Source organism: Haladaptatus caseinilyticus, assembly GCF_026248685.1.
GTDB lineage: Archaea > Halobacteriota > Halobacteria > Halobacteriales > Haladaptataceae > Haladaptatus > Haladaptatus caseinilyticus.
The window spans coordinates 1,914,307-1,932,437 of the sequence record NZ_CP111036.1 but is presented as its reverse complement, the minus strand read 5'-3'; the positions used below and the strand labels follow the sequence as shown (position 1 = coordinate 1,932,437).

The window sequence follows — 18,131 nt, the reverse complement described above, 5'->3', positions numbered from 1 at the left end:
AGAATTTTTCTGAATATTTAAAATTAATATAATAATTTAAGCAATAGTTATTAGTTGGATAATTACCAAGTCAACGTGTCACACAATCTTAAATCAAAATTTAGATTTGTTGTGTGAAATACAGAGAAACTGAAATAATGAGTCGAAGAAGGAAGCACACAGACGCGATCTTGCTGTCGTTGTTGCTGATACTGTCGGTAATCGGAACCGGCACTATCGGACTCACAGCGGCACAGGAGACGCCCCAGTTTGAAAGTATCGACAGTGAGACAAAACAAGACCCCAACGACGTACAAATCGACCCCGCATTGGAGGGTGCTGAGGGGACAGTACAGGTACTGTTACTCTTCGAACAAACGTCGGTGGATCCGGAAATGGACGAAAAGGCGGCGATACGGCACCTGAAGCAACACGCCGCCGAGACGAGAGCGCAGTCGGTTACCCAACTCGAATCCCGAACGGGTGTTGACGTACAAAACACGTTCTGGATCGTGAACGCGGTCGCGATCAGCGTCGATACCGATACCGTGAAAATCGACGAATTGGCCGCCGTTAACGGCGTAAAATCGATCGTCAAGAGTCGGGAATACACCGTTCCCGAGACCACAAAACCCGAACCGAGCGCAGACTCGGACGTGTCCCCGGACGATACGACGTACGGCCTCGACCAAATTCGTGCCCCACGAGTCTGGGACGAACTCGGGACTCGGGGTGACGGTGCGAAGATCGCCGTCCTCGACACGGGCGTCGATATCACCCATCCGGACATCGAACTGTACACCGAGGATCCATCCGACCCGACCTACCCCGGCGGATGGGCGGAATTCGATGATAGCGGGAACATGGTTCCCGGCTCCGAGCCGCGGGATAGCCATTATCATGGAACACACACCAGTGCCACCGCAATGGGTGGTGCCAGTAGCGGTACGGCAATCGGTGTCGCACCCGAAGCGGATCTGATTCACGGGATGGTCATCCCCGGTGGCAGTGGGTCGACCGAGGGTGTCATCGGCGGTGTCCAATGGGCCGTCGAGGAGGACGCCGACGTGGCGAGTCTCAGCCTCGGCGCTGGTTGTGGCCTGTTTGGTCCCGTTTACAGTGACGCGTGGATTCCGGTAGTCGAGAACGCGCGGTCGCTCGGCACGGCGTTCGTTAGTTCCTCCGGGAACTCCGGCCAGGGCTGTGTTGGGTCGCCCGGCAACGATTATCACTCGTTCTCCATCGGTGCATCCGACAGCAACGAGGACATCGCGGACTTCTCTAGTGGAGCGATAATCGACAAGATCAACTGGGAGAACCCACCAGCGGACTGGCCGGATAGGTTCGTCAAACCCGACGTCTCGGCACCCGGTGTGGACGTGTTGAGCGCCGAACCCGGCGGCGGCTATCAGGAACTATCCGGGACATCGATGGCCGCACCGCACGTCGCGGGAGCGGTCGCGCTGATGCGCTCAGCCAACCCCGACGCTTCCGTCGCGGAAATCGAGAACGCACTCGAATCGACGGCCGAGAAACCCGACGATTGGGATGCGCCCGAAAACGAGAAAGACACCCGGTACGGGAAGGGTATCATCGACGCCTACGCGGCAGTCGATGAGATGATATTTATTCCCGAATCCGAGTTGGGCGACGTTGACGAGAGTGGTTCGGTCACCGTTCAGGACGTACGACTCACCCAAAAGTACCTCGCGGGGCAGAACCCGTCGAACTTCAACCCGAACCTCGCGGACATGGACCGCGACGGTACGGTCACGTACGCGGACTTACAGCTCCTTCAACGGAAAGTACAGGGAACGCTTGATGAGGGCGAGATCGACGTCTCGAATCTCAGCGCACCCGGCGAAGCCGAACAGGGTGAGACGGTTAACGTCACCGTCGACCTCGAAAATATCGGCGAGGAAGGAGCGCTCGAAGAGATCGAACTCCACGTTGCACAGAACGAAACCGACCTCGGAAACGGCGACCCGATCTCGACGACTCCGGTCGATATGGCACCGGACGGTGTCGATGACCCCGTTGACAGACCACACGAAACGACGGTCACGTTCCAAGTGGACACATCGAACTTGCCGGGTGGAACGGTTCACTACGGTGTGTTCTCGGAAAACGACTCGGAAAGCGATCAGATGACCATCCTCGGTTCGTTCTTCGACGTGTCGAACCTGCAAGCCACGGACGAAATCGAACAGGGTGAAACCCTCACCGTACACGCAGACGTCGCGAACATGGGGAACCAGCAGGATACGCAAACCGTCGAATACCGCTTCGACGACCTCGAAAACCCTGTTCGGACGAAAAACGTGACGCTCGGTGTCGGCGAATCCACGGCGGTGGAGTTCACCGTCGATACGAGCGGTATCGATAATAGCACGTACGAACACGGTGTCTTCACCGAAGACGACTCGCAAACCACGAACGTCACCGTTCTCGAAGCGTTCTTCGACGTGAGCATCACCGATGCCCCCGAGGAAGCGAGCGCCGGTGAAACGATCACTGTCACCGCAACCGTCGAAAATACGGGGAACGCAACCGACGTGCAAACTGTCGAATACGAAACCATACCACGAAGCGTTGACGTGGCCGTGGTTGACGTATCGGATAACGAGCACGGAGACGACATCGCGAGTACGCTCGAAGAACACCTCGACACCGACATCTACACCGTCGATGTCGTGACGGCGGACGAACTTCCGGGCGCGATGGGTGAATACGACACGTTCGTCGTACAGCGGTTCGGTAGCGACCAAGTCGCCTCGGACTTCCTCGACGAACTCGACGACGACCAGAGCGTCGTCTACCTCGATTCGTACCAAGGGGCCTCGGCGTACGCGTACGCCGACGGCGTATATCGGCTCTACAACGTTCGCGGCGACCCTGTCGAACGAGACGCCAGCAGCAGTTCGTCGACCCCAGTGACCATCGACATTCGAGAAAACCACCCACTCTTCACCAACGTCGGTGAAGTCGGTGATTCCGTCGAAGTGTTCACCGGAAGCACCATGTGGGGAAGCTGGTTCGCCGAGTACAGTGGAACCATCCTGGCTGACGCCGACTACGGTTCGGGCAGCGCAGGACCGGCAGTGGCAGTCAACGACGACAAAAACGAGGTACTCTTGAGCGCCGTCGGGCGGGACTACTTCACCGACGAGTCGGATTTCACCGAAGAAGGTGACCTTCTCCTCGCGAATTCGGTCGCCTACCTCAGCGGCTTCGGTTCGGCCGCCAACGGCGAGGAACGCACGCAAGACGAGACGACCGCGAACGTCACGCTCGCGCCGGGCGAGCGTGAAACGGTCGAGTTCGCCCACACGCTCGAAGACGAAATAGACCCCTCGATAGATTGGCTCCACGTCGTATCGAGCGAAGACGACCAGGATGAATCGTCGCTCGACATCACTATCGACCGCGGAAACCTCACCGGCACCGTTACGGACAGCGAAACCGGAGAGCCGGTCGAAAATGCGACCGTTACAATCGACGTCGACATCGGCGACGGCGACTACACTGCCGTGACTGACGGCAACGGCGAGTACGAAATCGAGAACGTTCCATCGGGAACGCACAACAGTACGGTTTCGGCCGACGGGTACGACGAAGTGACCGACACCGTCACCGTTCCGGTGGACGACACCACGACGGCGAACTTCGAACTCGACCCGACGCCGGGAACGATTAGCGGAACGGTCACGGCATCGGACACCGGTACCGGCGTCGCGAACGTTACCGTTGCCGCCGAAGACAATGACGGTAACGTCCACGAAACGACGACGAACGAGAACGGAAGCTACTCGCTCGGTGTGCCCGCGGGTATGTACGTCGTAAACGTCGCCGGAACGCCCGGGGATTACCGTCCTGAAGAGATCGTCTCGGTCGCACCCGGCGAAACGGTCGACGGCGTCGACTTTACGGTCGAACCACGAGATGGGGCCATCGAAGGCTACGTCATCAACGCGGCGGGGATCCCCGTCGAAGGTGCGACCGTCGTCGATGCCGACCAGGGTGCGTTCAACGTGACCACTGACGAAAACGGCTACTACCGCATCGAGGGCCTCGACCGCGGTACCTACGCGCTCCGGACAATGCACGACCGCTACCCGGACTCGGACATCACGTTCACCGAAGTCGAGGCGAACGAGACGACGACGCGGAACTTGACGCTCGGAACGTTCTTCGAGGTGTCGAATCTCAGTGCACCGAGCGAGGCCGAACAGGGTGAAGGGATAACCGTCTCCGCGACGGTCACTAACGTCGGTGAGCGAGAAGATACCCGAACGGTGTTTTACTTCCCACCGGGGACGAACTTCGGTAGTTCGGTACTTCTCGAATCGCAATCGGAACTCAGCGAACGGGTGACACTCGACGGAGGCGAAAGCACGACTGTCGAGTTCTCCTACGAAATAAATCCCGACAGGGCGGTCGGTGACTACGAACACGGCATTTCTGCCGACGAAGTTGCCTCGACGAACATTACCGTTACCGAGGACGAACCCACCGAGGAAGCCTCCTTCACGGTAACGAGATTCGACGCACCTACGGAAGTGAATCCCGGCGAACAGGTAACCGTCTCCGCAACCATCGGAAACATCGGAAACGCCTCCGGAACGCAGACTGTCGAATATCACCTCGCCGGAACTGCCAGGAACACCTCGGACGTGACACTCGACGCCGGTGAGAACACGACCGTCGAGTTCACTGTCACGATGCCGAGCGATACCGGCTCGTACGAACACGGTGTCGCGACGGACGACGACCAACACTCGACGTCCATTTCGGTGGTCGAGAGCGACCCCGACCCGGCTTACTTCCGAGTGTCGGATGTGAACGGTCCTGCCGAGGTGACACAGGGTAAGGAGATCACCGTCTCCGCCACGTTGACTAATACCGGGGACGAGGCGGCGACGCAAACGATTTGGCTCTTCTTCATGTCATCGTCGAGCACCGTCGAACGAGACCTCGGCGCGCAGGAGATGGTGGCACTGTACAAACCACGGAGTGCCAAACAAGTGACGCTTGCTGGCGGCAGACTGACGACCGTCGAGTTCACCTATTCGGTCGATGAATCGACTGCACCCGGCGAGTATGAGTTCGCCGTGTCCAGTTTACAGGAAACCAAATCAGGATTCCTGACCGTTCTTCCGGCGGGGAACCAGACCGTCCCGAATCAGGGCTCACTCGATGGAATATCGGACACGATGTCCGGATACAGTCTATCCGAGGTGATCGTCTAAGCGGGTGACTGATGCCGAATACGGTTCGAGTTTTTCACGCGAAGGCTGACGGGATCGACTGTGATTCCGTCCAACCGAGTGCTTTTTTCGACGGGCGCTGATGCACGGGGAGAGTCATTCCTCGCCGGAACGCTCGGCCGTGGTTTCACGTTCCCGTCGTCCGGCTGCCTGTACCGTTACCTTCGAAATCCGCCGCTTTTCGACAGTATCGACGCGGAGGATGAAGCCATCCTGTTCGACCGTATCACCGACCTCCGCCGCACGGCCCAGTTCACCGAGCACCAACCCACCGATCGTCTCGAAATTCTCGCTCTCGAATTCGGCACCCACCGCCTCGTTGACCTCCTTGAGCGGAGCGTGTCCATCGACGGAGTACGTATCGATATCGAGTTCCGTTATCGATGGTTCCAACTCGTCGGTGTCGAACTCGTCCCGTATTTCGCCGACGATCTCCTCCAGGATGTCTTCGATGGTGACGATACCTTCGACCTCCCCCCATTCGTCGATGACGACGGCCATCTGGCTTTCGCGTTGCCGAAAGGCGGTCAGGATATCGTCGATGCGCCTGTTCTCAGGGACGAATAGGGCCTTACGAGCGAGGTCGCTAGCGGTCGGTTTTTCCGCCTCGGAACCATTGTCCTCGATCGCCCGCAGTACGTCTTTGACGTGTACGAAGCCGATGGGTTGGTCGCCGTTGTCCTCGTCCAACACGAGGTAGCGAGTGAAGTTTCCCTCGGCGGCAACCGACCGGAGTTCGTCGAGCGGCATCGTCGCCGAGACGGTCGCGATATCCGGACGCGGAACCATGATTTCACGGGCGATGGTGTCGCCGAGTTCGAACACACCCTCGATCATCTCGACCTCTTCCACATCGATGTGTCCGTGCTCTTCCGACTGGGCGAGCACCATCATGAGTTCGTCTTCCGTGTGCGCCTCTTCGGATTCGGAGGCTGGCGAGACGCCCGCAAGCCGAGTGAAGAAGTTCGCCGTACCGTTGAACACGAGGATTCCCGGCAGAAACGCGTAGTAGAACAGCTTCATCGGCGGCGAGACGAGCAGGGCGATCTGCTCGGCTTCCTGAATCGCGAACGTCTTCGGCGCGAGCTCACCGAAGACGACGTGGAGGAACGTAATGAAACCGAACCCGAGCGCGAAGGCGACGAAGTGAATCGTTCCCTCGGGAACGAACGACCCTAACATGGGTTCGATGAGGGCGGCAACGGCGGGTTCGCCGATCCAACCCAACCCAAGCGAGGAGAGGGTGATCCCGAGTTGACAAACCGCCAGATAGTCGTCTAGATTATTGACCGCCTCTTCGACGAAACTCGACCCGGGTTTTCCCGCCTCGACGAGTTCGTTCACCCGTGTCCGGCGAATCTTGACGAGTGCGAACTCCGTGGCCACGAACAGGCCGTTCATGAACACCAAGAAGAACGCGACGAGAAGCCGGAATACCGAGAGCACTACATCGACCATCGGTCACCTCGCTGGCCGTTCGAGGATGAGTGGGACTGACAAGGAACGTCGGGATGACGACGCTGGGAATGGCCCATACGCTCCATAGTCGCCGAAATCGCAAAACGATGCCGCCGAGTATCGGACGATATTTCGGTCGGCTTAGACCGACTACCGATGTGACGACACGAAGCGTCGGAAACGTTCTTTCACCACGAACCCGTCTTCCACCCGATGTCCGACTTCGATTCACTCGACCATGAAAAATACGTTCAGCGCGCGATCGACCTCGCCCGGAAGGCGGGCGAGCGGGGAGACGGCCACTACGGGTCGATTCTTGTCCGGGATGACGACATCGTGCTGGAGGAGACGAACCGCGAGAACACTGAAGACGACATCGCGCTTCACCCGGAACTCACGTTGGCCCGTCGCGCCGAACGGGAACTCCCACCCGATGCCCGTGCCGAGACGGTGATGTACACCAGCACCGAGCCGTGTCCGATGTGTGCAGGCGGAATCGTGATTTCGGGTCTCGGAGCGGTCGTTTACAGCGTCTCGGGCGAGCGCGCCGCCGCGGAGTTCGGCGGCGCGCCGGGCGTCCCCTGCGAGGAGATATTCGAGCGAAGCGGGCGAGACATCGAGGTAGTCGGCGGTGTGCTGGAAGCGGACGGACTCGCGCTCCACCGCGAATTTCGGTGAAAGTGCGTTCGAAAACGGAAGTCGTTGGCTTCCGTTTTCGAACGCATCGCGCTTATCCCGCACGAGTTCGTAGTGGGAATTGAATGACGGCCGATGATCCGGACCCCGCCGATACCCTCGACACCCCCGTCCTTCTCTTCGACGGCGTCTGTAACCTCTGTAACGCCATCGTCCGTTTCACCGTCAGGTTCGACGAATCGGGAACGTTCCGGTTCGCACCCCTGCAATCCGAAATCGGGCAGGAACTCCTCTCCCGGTTCGACCTCCCGACCGACGATTTCGATTCGTTCGTGCTCGTGGAGGGCGACGACTACGCCACCCGCTCGACCGCCGCGCTCCGCGTCTGTCGCCGATTGGATGGTCCGTGGCCGCTCCTGTATCCGTTCGTCTATCTTCCGGAACGGTTGCGCGACCCGGTCTACGACTTCGTCGCGAGGCACCGCTATCGGGTGTTCGGGAGAAAGGCCGAGTGCCCGGTTCCCGACCCGGAAATTCGCGAGCGATTCGCCGAACGCGCGCTCGATACGTCGTAGGTCGTCCGGAGAAGTGACCCGCGTGGTATCACGAAGCGGTTCCCATTTCGTGCGTGGAACGGGCCTCACAACCGTCGGAGCAGCTTTGGCACCTTCGATACGTCCTTGAGCGCGAACGGATATAGCTTCGCCAAATCGAGCATCCCGAGGTCGTACTGTCGCAGTCGTTCTGCTTTCGTCGCCGAGAGACGACCCGCACGCCGAACGAACGAATCCTGTTGCCTCGTATCGAAATCGTAGAGGAGGTCGCTGAGGATCCGTTGGAGTCGCCAGCGTCCGCCTCGGGTTTCGTTCCATCGACGGTCGTACTGCCTGAGTCGGGTCTCGGAAACGTCGTCCGCTCGGAGGGCGACGGTGGCGACAGTGGCCGCCATCGTCGCCGACGCCATACCCGGTCGGATTCCTTCGCCGAAAAGGGGATTGATGCTCGATATCGAGTCGCCGACGGCCATGAAGCCGTCGGTAGCCCGCTGGTTCCTCGAGTCGTTCCAGACTCCTTTTCCCGCGTGTTTCGCCCTGATTCGCTCGACGTGCCACCGTGGGTCGTCGTTTACCCAGCGCTCGACGGCCTCGTGAATGGGGGTACCGTTTCCGTGTCGAGCATGGTACTCGTCCACCCAACAGACGCCGGCTTTGAACACGTCATCCCCGGCCGGAAACGTCCACGCGTATCCCCCGGGGGCGTTTTCGTGGTCGAAATTGAACAGCATCGTGTCGTCCGTCTCGTACTCGCCCTCGATTTCGTATTCGAGGCCGATCCCTCGCTGAGCGGTTTCGGTGTCAAAAAAGCCCAAGTCGGAGGTGATGACGGCGTTCGGTCCGGTCGCATCGATGGTCACTTTTCCGCGAAGCTTCCCCTCCCCATCGGAGTCCCGATATCGAACCCCGTGAACCGTCCCCGATTCGAGTATCGGTTTGGTGACGGTCGTTCCGAGTCGAATCTCAGCACCCTTCGCTGCCGCATCGTCACCCAAAAACGCCAGCAACCGTGGAAAATCGAGAACGTATCCCGAAATGTCGAGCCGACTGCGTTCGGTGGGCCCTTCGAAAGTGATGGTGTCGTTTGCGCCCATGATGACATCCTCGGGAATATCGTAGCGGTCGATAACCTCCTCGAACGTTCCGCCGGTCGATTTGTCGTTCGCTCGAAGGTCGTCGTTCCGCTCCAGAACGACGACGGAACGATCGGAGTTCGAGACGATCTCCCTGGCGAACTGGAGTCCCGCCGGCCCCCCACCGACGACGATACAGTCGTAGTCGTACTCCATATCCGAACTATCCGCACGAGTCCACTAAAAATGGAATCGGTTCGAAAACTTAGTGGCCGTGCCTGCCCGTCGTCTCGTAACCGGTCACGTCCTCGAACGACGCGCCGAACTGTGCTTCGAATAGGGCGCATCCGAGTTTCCAACTGTCGGAGGTCCTCGTCGGTGTCTTCCTCGATTCCGTGTCAGTTCAGTTCGACTGCAATCTCGTTCGTCCGCATGAACGGCGGTGTGTACGGGTCCTCGTAGCGCAACAAGAACGGTTCACCCGTCGGCGTCAAATCATGTGCGGCGAGGGCCTCGAACAGTCGTCGCTGGTTCGTTTCGATCCTGTCGCGAGTCGCGTACCACGAGAAGGGACGAACCGCGAGCGTACGAGCACCGACGTGTTCGATGCTAACGTCGTCGGTGTTCGGTTTCGGTGCACCCTCGGCGGTGTACTCGCCCGGCAAGAAAAACGCCATCGTGACGCTGTCATCGGACCGTTCGGACGCGACTGGCGCGGTCATAGCGATTTTTTCCGGTCCGGTAGTTACGGGTGCGGTCATCGCGATTTCTTCGCGTGCCTGGTTGTCACCCTCGATGTACCCGAACAATTTCCGGAACGCCTCCCCCTCGGTGTCGGCAGTCGTGCGTGCAACCACCGTGTCAGGATACCGTCTGATTTCAACACCATCAAGCGTCAGCGCGGTGGTGTAAGGAACCCGTTTGGTCGTCAACCTGACGTAGGCACCCCAGCCGACCCATGCAAGTCCGAGGGTGGCGATGGTCCCAACGGCGAGTGTAAGCGGTCTGCCGACGGAGCGTGACATAAGATACCATACGATTGGAACAAGCAAGTAGCTACTCCCTCGCTAGTGAGGAAGTAGGATTCATCTATCCGCGGAAAACGGCCGGCACGTCCCTCGAATCTCGAAGAACGCGGTTACTGCACGATACTGGCACGTCTCGCATCTGCACGACGACCCGAACGTCGGAAGGGCGATTTGAAACTCCGTTCGAGGACATCGTCCGGCTACCAAACACGCACTGTCCTTCGAAGCCCTTCGATTCGGGTTTCAGTTTCGGTAACCGGTAGCGATTGCATCCATGGCGAAATCCTTATGAAAGATTCACACAACGTTGTTTCTATGACGATACAACGGCGGCGATTCGTTCAGGCGATGGGTGTCGGTGCCCTCGCCGGACTCGCCGGTTGTACTGGGTCGTTCGGTGCACAGAGCGAAGGCAAACGGTCATCCGGAAAGGGAGCAATCGGTGACGGCGAACTCATCCTCGCGACGACGACGAGCACGTACGACACCGGCCTGTTGGACGAACTCAATCCGGAGTTCGAAGACGAGTTCGGCCTCACTGTCAAGACGATATCGAAGGGAACCGGCGCGAGCATCCGAACCGCGAAGGACGGGGATGCCGACGTGATTCTCGTTCACGCACGCAGTGCCGAAGACGAGTTCCTCAAGCAAGGCCACGGCGTCAACCGCCGAGACGTGATGTTCAACGACTTCGTCATCGTCGGCCCGAAGAATGACCCTGCGGGCATCAAAGGCATGTCGAGCGCGACGAAGGCGTTTTCCACCATCGCACAGCGGAGGGCGACGTTCCTCTCCCGCGGCGACGATTCGGGGACGAACAAGAAGGAACTCGCCATCTGGGAGCAGGCCGGTGTAAAACCGAGCGGCAAGTGGTATCGGAAGGTCGGGAAGGGTATGGGCGATACGCTCACGCAGGCGAACCAGTCCAACGCCTATACGATTGCCGACCGTGGAACGTACCTCTCGATGAAAAACGAAATCGATCTTACCATTCTCGTGCAGGGACCACTCAAAGGCGGTCCAGTCGTTCTGAAAAACCCGTACGGCGTCATTCCGGTCAACCCCGCGAAACACGACAACGTCAACTATCAGGCCGCGATGGCGTACGCGGGGTTCCTGACCAGTCCGAAGGGACAGAAACTCATCGACAACTACACCGCAAACGGGTCACAACTGTTCTTCCCGAACGCGCTGTCGAAAAAACCGGAGTTCGAGCAGTATGTCCCACAGGGGTACTCGGCGAAGCAAGCCAAGTCCCTCTCGCGTGAGGACAAACAGTACCTCTCGTGGGTCGAGCGGGAAGTCCCCGCGGACTACTGACTCCGGTCGGCAGTGACGTCGGTCCACGTTCATCATCCCGACCATGCTTATCCAACTCGTTCCCGGCGCGGACTGGCAATATTTCGTGAGCATCGCCGCCGTCTCGCTATACGTGAGCATGACGGCCGTAGCGCTCTCCACGGTCGTGAGCGTGCCAGTCGCGGTCGTCGTCGGCTTCGCCGACTTTCCCGGCAAACGTGTCGTCACCGCGATTATCAACACCGGAATGGGCTTTCCGAGCGTCGTGGTCGGCCTGCTCGTCCTCCTGCTGCTCTCGAACCAAGGTCCGCTGGGCGAGTTGGGCCTCGTTTTCACGCCGACCGCGATGATAGCCTCCCAGTTCGTGCTGGCGACGCCAGTAATCACGAGCATCAGCCTCTCCGCCATCGAATCGGTCGGGCAGGGCGTTCGTGACGCGGCGTTCACGCTCGGTGGTACGGAGACGGATGTCGGCGTCCTCGTCGTCAAGGAAGCGAGATACGGCATCGTCACCGCAGTGCTCGCCGGGTTCGGCCGTGCGATCAGCGAAGTCGGTTCGATACTCATCGTCGGCGGAAATATCGTCTTCAGTGATAGCACGTCGTACACGCGAACCCTCACGACAGCGATCACGGTCGAAGCGCGACAAGGGCGATACGAAACAGGACTCGTACTCGGCGCACTGTTGCTCGTCCTCGTTCTCTGCGTGAACGTCCTCGGGTCGTGGGTTCGCAGTCGAAGCAGAGGGAGAGGTGACGTTCAGCAATGACGCTCTCCGCAACGAACGTCTCACACGGGTTCGACGGGGACGAGGTTCTCGGCGACGTTTCGCTCTCGGTCGAACCTGGCGAAGTCGTCACGATCGTCGGCCCATCGGGAACGGGAAAGACGACGCTCCTGCGTCTCCTCGCCATGTTTCACCCGCCGAATTCCGGCACGGTACGCTGGCAGGATCGGGACATGTGGCGACTGTCGGAGGACGACCGGTTGGAAGTCCGACGACGGGTCAGTATGGTGTTTCAGGAGCCGTCGCTGTTCAACGCGCCCGTAGAACGAAACGTGACCTACGGCCGCCGAATCCGGCGGTCGTGGTCGGAGCGGATTCACACGACGATCGAGCGGATCCTCGGCCGCGAAACGGCGACATCGGAAACTGACTCGGACGTGAACGCTGCGCTCGAAACCGTTGGGTTGGCCGACAAGCGAAACCAGAACGCACTGTCGCTATCGGGGGGCGAAGCACAGCGCGTCGCGTTCGCGCGGGCACTCGCAACCGACCCCGATATTCTACTGCTGGACGAACCGTCCTCGAACCTCGACCCGCGGAACACGGCCGAAATAGAGGATGCAGTTGCCGACGCGAAGGAACAAGGACTGGGTGTCGTCGTGGCGACTCACGACATGCATCAAGCGGAGCGAATTTCCGACCGGGTCGGCGTGCTGCTCGACGGCGCGATAATCGAAACCGGCCCACCCGAACAGGTGTTCGAAACGCCCGACGACGATCGAACGCGGAAGTTCGTCGCCGGAGAACTGATGTACTGAGGGGCGAAACGGGAAGACGACGATGACGGACGACACACCCCGGCCCACGTTCGATGCACAACTCGTCGCCGGCGGGGTCGCCTTCGACGCGAGGGACGCACAACTGCTCCACGCGATCGACGAAGAGGGGTCACTGAACGCGGCCGCGAGCTCCCTCGGGCGATCATACGCACACGCACAGCGGAGGATCGTGGAACTGGAAGCCGAATTCGGGGAGCTGGTATGTCGGGAACGTGGCGGGTCGAGCGGCGGCGGGAGCACCGTGACCGAGTGTGCGTGGGAACTCCTTCAGCAGTTTCGCCGACTCACCGCAGAGTCGTCCGGCCTGACCGAGGTGGACGAAACGGTACTCGATGGAACCGTCCTCGAACGAGATGGCGAGTTCGGACTCGTGGAAACCGACACAGGAATCGTCCGGGCGCTGGTTCCTCCGGGCATCGAAAACGTGGAGGTGTTCGTTCGCTCGGACGTGATAACGCTGTACAGTCCGAAATCGGCCCCACGGGGCGATGAGACAAGTGCGCGAAACCAGTTCGAGGGCACGGTTCGGGACATAGAGCGTGGCGAGCGAATCGCTCGCGTCACGGTCGGTACCGATGATTCATCGCCTTTTCTCGCACTGGTTACGACGACGAGCGTCGAACGGCTGGGGTTGGAACCCGGCACGGAAGTCGTCGTTTCGTTCAAGGCGACTGCGACACGGGCGGTGCCGCGTTCATCGCTGAAGTGAGGAATCGGCGTCCGCGACGATTTCGCGACACGTCTCCACGAGCCGTTCCGAGGCCCTTTCCCACGAGTACTGCTTCGCCGTCTCCCGGCCGTTCCTTTCGAGTCGTTCCCTCAGCCCAGGTGACGAGCGAAGGGATGCGACCGCGTCTGCGAGTTCGCCCGGCGCGCTCGGCGGCACGAGCATCGCCGTCTCGCAATCGACGGCGTACTCCGTAACGCCGTCCAACGCCGTCGTCACGACCGGAGTACCGCAGGCCATCGCTTCCACGTTTACCATTCCGAAGCTCTCGTACCACGAGGGAAGGCAGAATACGTCCGCAGAAGCATAGTATCCCGGCAGTTCGTCGTGTGGCACCGTTCCCTCGATGATGGTCCTCGATTCGATCCCGCGGGCTTCGATTCGCCGTTTCAGGGTGTCGATATCTCCCCGGCCGACGAGGTGGAGGTGAACGTCGTCCGGTAGTTCGGCAACCGCATCCACGAGGTCGAAGAGCCCCTTCGACTCGACGAACCGACCGACGTACAGGATCGTCCACTCGTCGCGGTCGAACGCCGGGGTCACGTCGGGGCGAAACCGGTCGATATCGACACCGGGGTACACGATGCCGTCGGGTTCGTACTCCAGGTGGTCGACGAACTCCCGTTTCGTCTGCTCGGAGTTCACCACCGAGTAGCCCGTCGAAAGTCGCTCACGCACCCGCATTCCGACGCCTGCTCGTTCGAAGCCATGAAAGACGCGAACGACGGGAATATCGAGGAGATTGGAGAGAACGAGGTCGTCCAGAAAATCGTGTGTCACGAGGATATCGACGGTTTCGTTTATGTGGTGAATCGTCCCATCCCGAACCCCTCGAAGGAGGGGGGAGAGATTTTCGTCCAGTACGGACGACACGGCGGAACCCGTGTTCGGAAGTCTTGCAATGAGCTCCCCCAACACGCCGTGTTCGGCCTCCAACTGAACGATGTGCGCCTCCGTTCTGCGCATTTTCGGCGTCAACTCCCCGGCATCGGTGTACAGATACGCCGGCTGGTGGGTCGCCAGTGCATCCACCAGTTCCTGTACGTACATCACGACGCCACCCGCATCCCGTGTCCCGGCGTTGCTGAAATACGTCCCGATGGTCAATTGTTCGGCGTTTCCGGTCCCCAAACTGGCCGCCTTCGTGCGTTCGTCGCTCGCCTGGTGAGATTTCATGGTCGGTCGGTGCAACTGGCTGATCGTCGCCCGTTCTCGAACTCGAAGGGTCGGTTTCATTTTGTTATGAACCAGTGGAGTTGCAGTTTCGAGGGCGTACGCTCGACCTACCGGTGAGTACGCGCGATCTGAGCGGGCCAAAAGACGGAACGTATCGGATCGATCGGGACCGCAGTGACCGAGGAACCTCAAATGAGCTGCTTCACAAGCGTCGAGAGATTGCTGAAGTCAAAGCAGTACCGGCGCCCCTCGTAGGTGAAACAGTAGCTATCGGCGGATCCGGGAGCTGCGGAGACTCGCTGTTCGTTCACCTCGGCGTCGGCAGGCGGTGTCTTTTTCGAGGTGTCGTTGGAATCGGAGGAGTTCGAAGCCGTGTCGCCCGAACTGCCGGAGTCAGCCGCGTTGTCGCCACTCTTCGAGCCGGAGTTATCGCCGTTTCCGGAGTTGTCGGTTCCGGTCTTCGCTGAACTTCCGCCGTTCTCGGAATTTCCACCGGACGCTCCCGACCCGCTCGCGGCCTGCTCGGCCGTCGTGGGTGCACCCTTTGGTGGTTCGTGCGATGGGTTCTCGCCGACGTTCGTCGTCTCGACGTTGCCGATGAGTTGGCCTTTGACCTGCGAATCTTTGACGCGGAACGTCGTCTTCGTGGCGGCCAGCGCGGAGGCCCCGCCGTTCGTGTTGGCGTCGGTGCAGTCGATGTGACAGTTCTCGAACTCGATGACGTTGCCCGACGTTCCGTAGCCATCGTAGACGCCACGGGAGTTGACGACGCCGCCGTTAATCGGGTGGAGCGGTACGTCTTCGGTGTTGTAGATAACCGTATTTTTGACGGTCGTACCGTCGGTGGCGATACGAAGGTGGCTGATGTTGTTGTTCTTGAGGAGACAGCGGTCGAAAGCGAGGGTCCCGCCCCCACCGCTGGATTTTGCCGCGCCACCCGCATAAATCGCGTTTCCTGTCCAGCCGTTCATCGTCACTTCGTTCAGGTTGATGTGTCCGTCGTGGGAACTTGAAACACCGATTGCGCCCTTTCGAACCATGTCGCCCGAGACGCCATCACCGAGATACACGTGTTCGATGGTACCGGTACCCGAGGCGGCGATGAGATTCGGATAACCGCCGAGGTTTTTGCCCGGCGAGTGGGGGCCGCTCATGTCCGCTGCTCCCGTGAACCCGACGTTACGAATCGTCCAGTCGGACCCGCTCGCGACGATTCGAGCGTCCGCCCCCGTCGCGCTGATGTCGATGAGCGTGTTCTCGAACGTCTCGCCGCTTCCGACCTGGAACTGCTTTTGCGTGTTCGCAGGGATCGTGATCGTTTCGTACTCCGCCGCGGCCGCGCCGCCACCGAAGGTTCCGACACCTGCAACCGCGAGTGCGGTCGAACCCGTCAGTTTCAGATACGAGCGACGGTCAACGAGACTGCCGCAGATTCGTCTATCGTGTTTCGTTTTGCTGCTGTCGCGTGCCATGCAGTCTTCAATGCAAATTCGGATATTAATATTCTTGCGGTACGCACTCGGTTCTCTCAAATCGGTAAGACGATTGTGTGAACCACCGCACCGACGATCGATGTATCCATCGACGGAGTTCTTCGAACCGATGGTTCCATCGAAATAGTAGGAAATCGAACTCGTTGGGCGTGGTTACGCCATCGTATGCGAGCCATAACAAAGCCGGCTTGCCTCCTTGATTTCCCTATCGTGAACACGAGAACGAATCGACGACGGTGGCATCCGTCGTCATGGAACGAACACCCCGTTTCGCCACCCCTGCCTGGCCACCTCAGATCATATGGCAGAAAATAATACTCACCTTTCGGACCTCTTGTCGAGTTCAGTGCTCATCGTCCTCGGCGTCGCTGTCGCATCCATCGGCCGATTAGTCGAACGAATGGTAATCGCCCAGCGGTTTTCACCGGAACTCTACGGCGAGGTAACTATCGCCTTCGCCATCATGACGGTGGGAACCACGATATCGCTTGTCGGCCTGAACGATGGCATCCCACGATTCGTTTCCCGGTTCGAGGACGAACGGGATGTCCGCGGCGTTTGGATACTCGGGTTGACCGTCTCGCTTGCGGTGAGCCTCATCGTTTCCGCGGTTTTGCTGCTGAATATCGACCGGATAACCGGCGTTTTGTTCGAGACGGAGACATCCAGCGAACTGGTTCCGCTGTTCATCATCACGATCCCCGCCAGCGTCGGTCTGACGGTTGGCGTCAGCGCACTTCGTGGGATGGAAAATACGCGCTATAAACTGTACACCAAGGACTTTCTCCATCCGTGTCTGCGCATCGTATTGTTGATCGGCTTACTCGGAACTGGATTCGACTTGCTCTCGGTCGGCTACGCGTACTTCGTCGCGACGCTCGGTACGCTCGTCGTCGTCTATTTCCTCTCGAATCGACTGGTCCGACTCGTCGGGCCGATACGAACGCACGGTCGGGAACTACTCACCTATTCGGCACCCCTCATCGTCACGATGGTGTTATCGATCCTCCTCACCCGGATGGACACCCTCATGCTCGCGGACATGCGAACCTCCGCCGAAGTCGGCGTTTACAACGCGGCCTACCCTCTCGCGAACAGCCTCCTGATGGTCATCTCCTCGTTCGGCTATCTCTATCTGCCACTCACTTCACGACTCGACGCCGATGGCGAACACGAGGAAATAACCGACATCTACCGCATCACGACGAAGTGGATATACGTGTTCACGTTTCCCGCGTTTCTGGTGTTCACCGTGTTTCCGGAGGACGTGCTCTCGATCTTCTTCGGCCAGCAGTACGTTGGCGGAGGTATCGCGCTCGCCATCCTCTCCGTCGGCTTCTTCACGAGCGCGGCCGCCGGGCGAAACCGGACGACGCTCGCCGCGCTTGGATACACGAAATCCATCCTCCGGGTGGACGTGCTGACGCTCGCGCTCAACTTCGCCCTGAACGTATTCTTGATTCCGCGGCACGGATTCGTCGGCGCCGCGGTCGCATCCTCCGGTGCGTACGTTCTTCGCAACGTCGCGTTCAACGTCGTACTCCAGTGGAAATCCGGTATCAACCCGCTTTCGACGTACACCGCGCGAACCTATCTCGTGCTACCCGTCGTGTTGTTTCCGATCGGGATTCTCGCCTCAAACTGGTTGACACTGACCGCCATAACGCTTCCCGTGTTCCTCGTGCTGTCGGGAGTTCTGGGATTGGTCGCAGTCGCCCTCACGGGATGTCTGCAACCCGAAGACGGGGCGTTCGTGGAGTTCATCGAGGGAGCGATCGGAACGGAGGTTCCGGGGATTCATCGATACGTGAAAGCGCGAGGTGAGTGACGGAATCGACACCATGACGGGGTTCCCTCGAACGAAGAACCATCGAA

At 59.6% G+C, this 18,131-nt stretch carries 13 protein-coding genes; 8 read left to right on the top strand and 5 right to left on the bottom strand.

Features of this window, described 5'->3' with window-relative positions; genetic code table 11:
* The first annotated feature begins 137 nt into the window (after positions 1–137).
* Positions 138–5,228, top strand: coding sequence for a S8 family serine peptidase (locus tag OOF89_RS10370; RefSeq protein ID WP_266075828.1), 5,091 nt, complete (start codon positions 138–140; stop codon positions 5,226–5,228).
* Between the two features lie 114 nt (positions 5,229–5,342).
* Here the strand turns inward: OOF89_RS10370 and OOF89_RS10365 are convergent, their stop codons facing one another.
* Positions 5,343–6,704: a hemolysin family protein gene (locus tag OOF89_RS10365; RefSeq protein ID WP_266075826.1), complete on the bottom strand. Its 1,362-nt coding sequence runs from the start codon at positions 6,702–6,704 to the stop codon at positions 5,343–5,345.
* A gap of 213 nt (positions 6,705–6,917) precedes the next feature.
* Here OOF89_RS10365 and OOF89_RS10360 point away from each other — a divergent pair, with 213 nt between their 5' ends.
* The gene (locus tag OOF89_RS10360; RefSeq protein ID WP_266075824.1) at positions 6,918–7,382 is read left to right on the top strand and encodes a nucleoside deaminase; all 465 of its coding nucleotides are present in this window, start codon (positions 6,918–6,920) and stop codon (positions 7,380–7,382) included.
* Positions 7,383–7,465: 83 nt separating this feature from the next.
* The gene (locus OOF89_RS10355) at positions 7,466–7,915 is read left to right on the top strand and encodes a thiol-disulfide oxidoreductase DCC family protein (protein WP_266075822.1); all 450 of its coding nucleotides are present in this window, start codon (positions 7,466–7,468) and stop codon (positions 7,913–7,915) included.
* Positions 7,916–7,980: 65 nt separating this feature from the next.
* Here the strand turns inward: OOF89_RS10355 and OOF89_RS10350 are convergent, their stop codons facing one another.
* Together OOF89_RS10350 and OOF89_RS10345 are read right to left on the bottom strand one after the other, a co-directional pair.
* Positions 7,981–9,183, bottom strand: a complete 1,203-nt coding sequence (locus OOF89_RS10350; protein ID WP_266075820.1) for an NAD(P)/FAD-dependent oxidoreductase — start codon at positions 9,181–9,183, stop codon at positions 7,981–7,983.
* Between the two features lie 182 nt (positions 9,184–9,365).
* A complete protein-coding gene (locus OOF89_RS10345; protein ID WP_266075818.1) occupies positions 9,366–9,992 on the bottom strand; it encodes an SOUL family heme-binding protein in 627 nt (208 codons plus the stop codon).
* 318 nt (positions 9,993–10,310) lie between these two features.
* Between OOF89_RS10345 and OOF89_RS10340 the strand changes: the two genes are divergently transcribed.
* The 4 genes from OOF89_RS10340 to OOF89_RS10325 are packed head-to-tail and all read left to right on the top strand — an operon-like array spanning position 10,311 to position 13,569.
* Complete coding sequence (locus OOF89_RS10340) at positions 10,311–11,315, top strand: substrate-binding domain-containing protein (protein WP_266075816.1); 1,005 nt, start codon at positions 10,311–10,313, stop codon at positions 11,313–11,315.
* A gap of 43 nt (positions 11,316–11,358) precedes the next feature.
* Positions 11,359–12,063 (top strand): ABC transporter permease, encoded by a 705-nt coding sequence (locus tag OOF89_RS10335; protein WP_266075814.1) that lies wholly within the window; start codon positions 11,359–11,361, stop codon positions 12,061–12,063.
* Positions 12,060–12,839, top strand: a complete 780-nt coding sequence (locus OOF89_RS10330) for an amino acid ABC transporter ATP-binding protein (RefSeq protein WP_266075812.1) — start codon at positions 12,060–12,062, stop codon at positions 12,837–12,839. The genes OOF89_RS10335 and OOF89_RS10330 overlap by 4 nt, the downstream gene beginning before the upstream one ends.
* 22 nt (positions 12,840–12,861) lie before the next feature.
* A complete protein-coding gene (locus OOF89_RS10325) occupies positions 12,862–13,569 on the top strand; it encodes a TOBE domain-containing protein (protein WP_266075810.1) in 708 nt (235 codons plus the stop codon).
* Here the strand turns inward: OOF89_RS10325 and OOF89_RS10320 are convergent.
* Positions 13,555–14,763, bottom strand: a complete 1,209-nt coding sequence (locus tag OOF89_RS10320; RefSeq protein WP_266075808.1) for a glycosyltransferase family 4 protein — start codon at positions 14,761–14,763, stop codon at positions 13,555–13,557. The genes OOF89_RS10325 and OOF89_RS10320 overlap by 15 nt on opposite strands.
* Positions 14,764–14,951: 188 nt before the next feature.
* Positions 14,952–16,235 (bottom strand): hypothetical protein, encoded by a 1,284-nt coding sequence (locus tag OOF89_RS10315; protein WP_266075806.1) that lies wholly within the window; start codon positions 16,233–16,235, stop codon positions 14,952–14,954.
* Between the two features lie 322 nt (positions 16,236–16,557).
* On the opposite strand from OOF89_RS10315, the gene OOF89_RS10310 reads away from it, so the two are divergent.
* Positions 16,558–18,084 (top strand): flippase, encoded by a 1,527-nt coding sequence (locus OOF89_RS10310; protein ID WP_266075804.1) that lies wholly within the window; start codon positions 16,558–16,560, stop codon positions 18,082–18,084.
* The last annotated feature ends 47 nt before the right edge of the window (positions 18,085–18,131 follow it).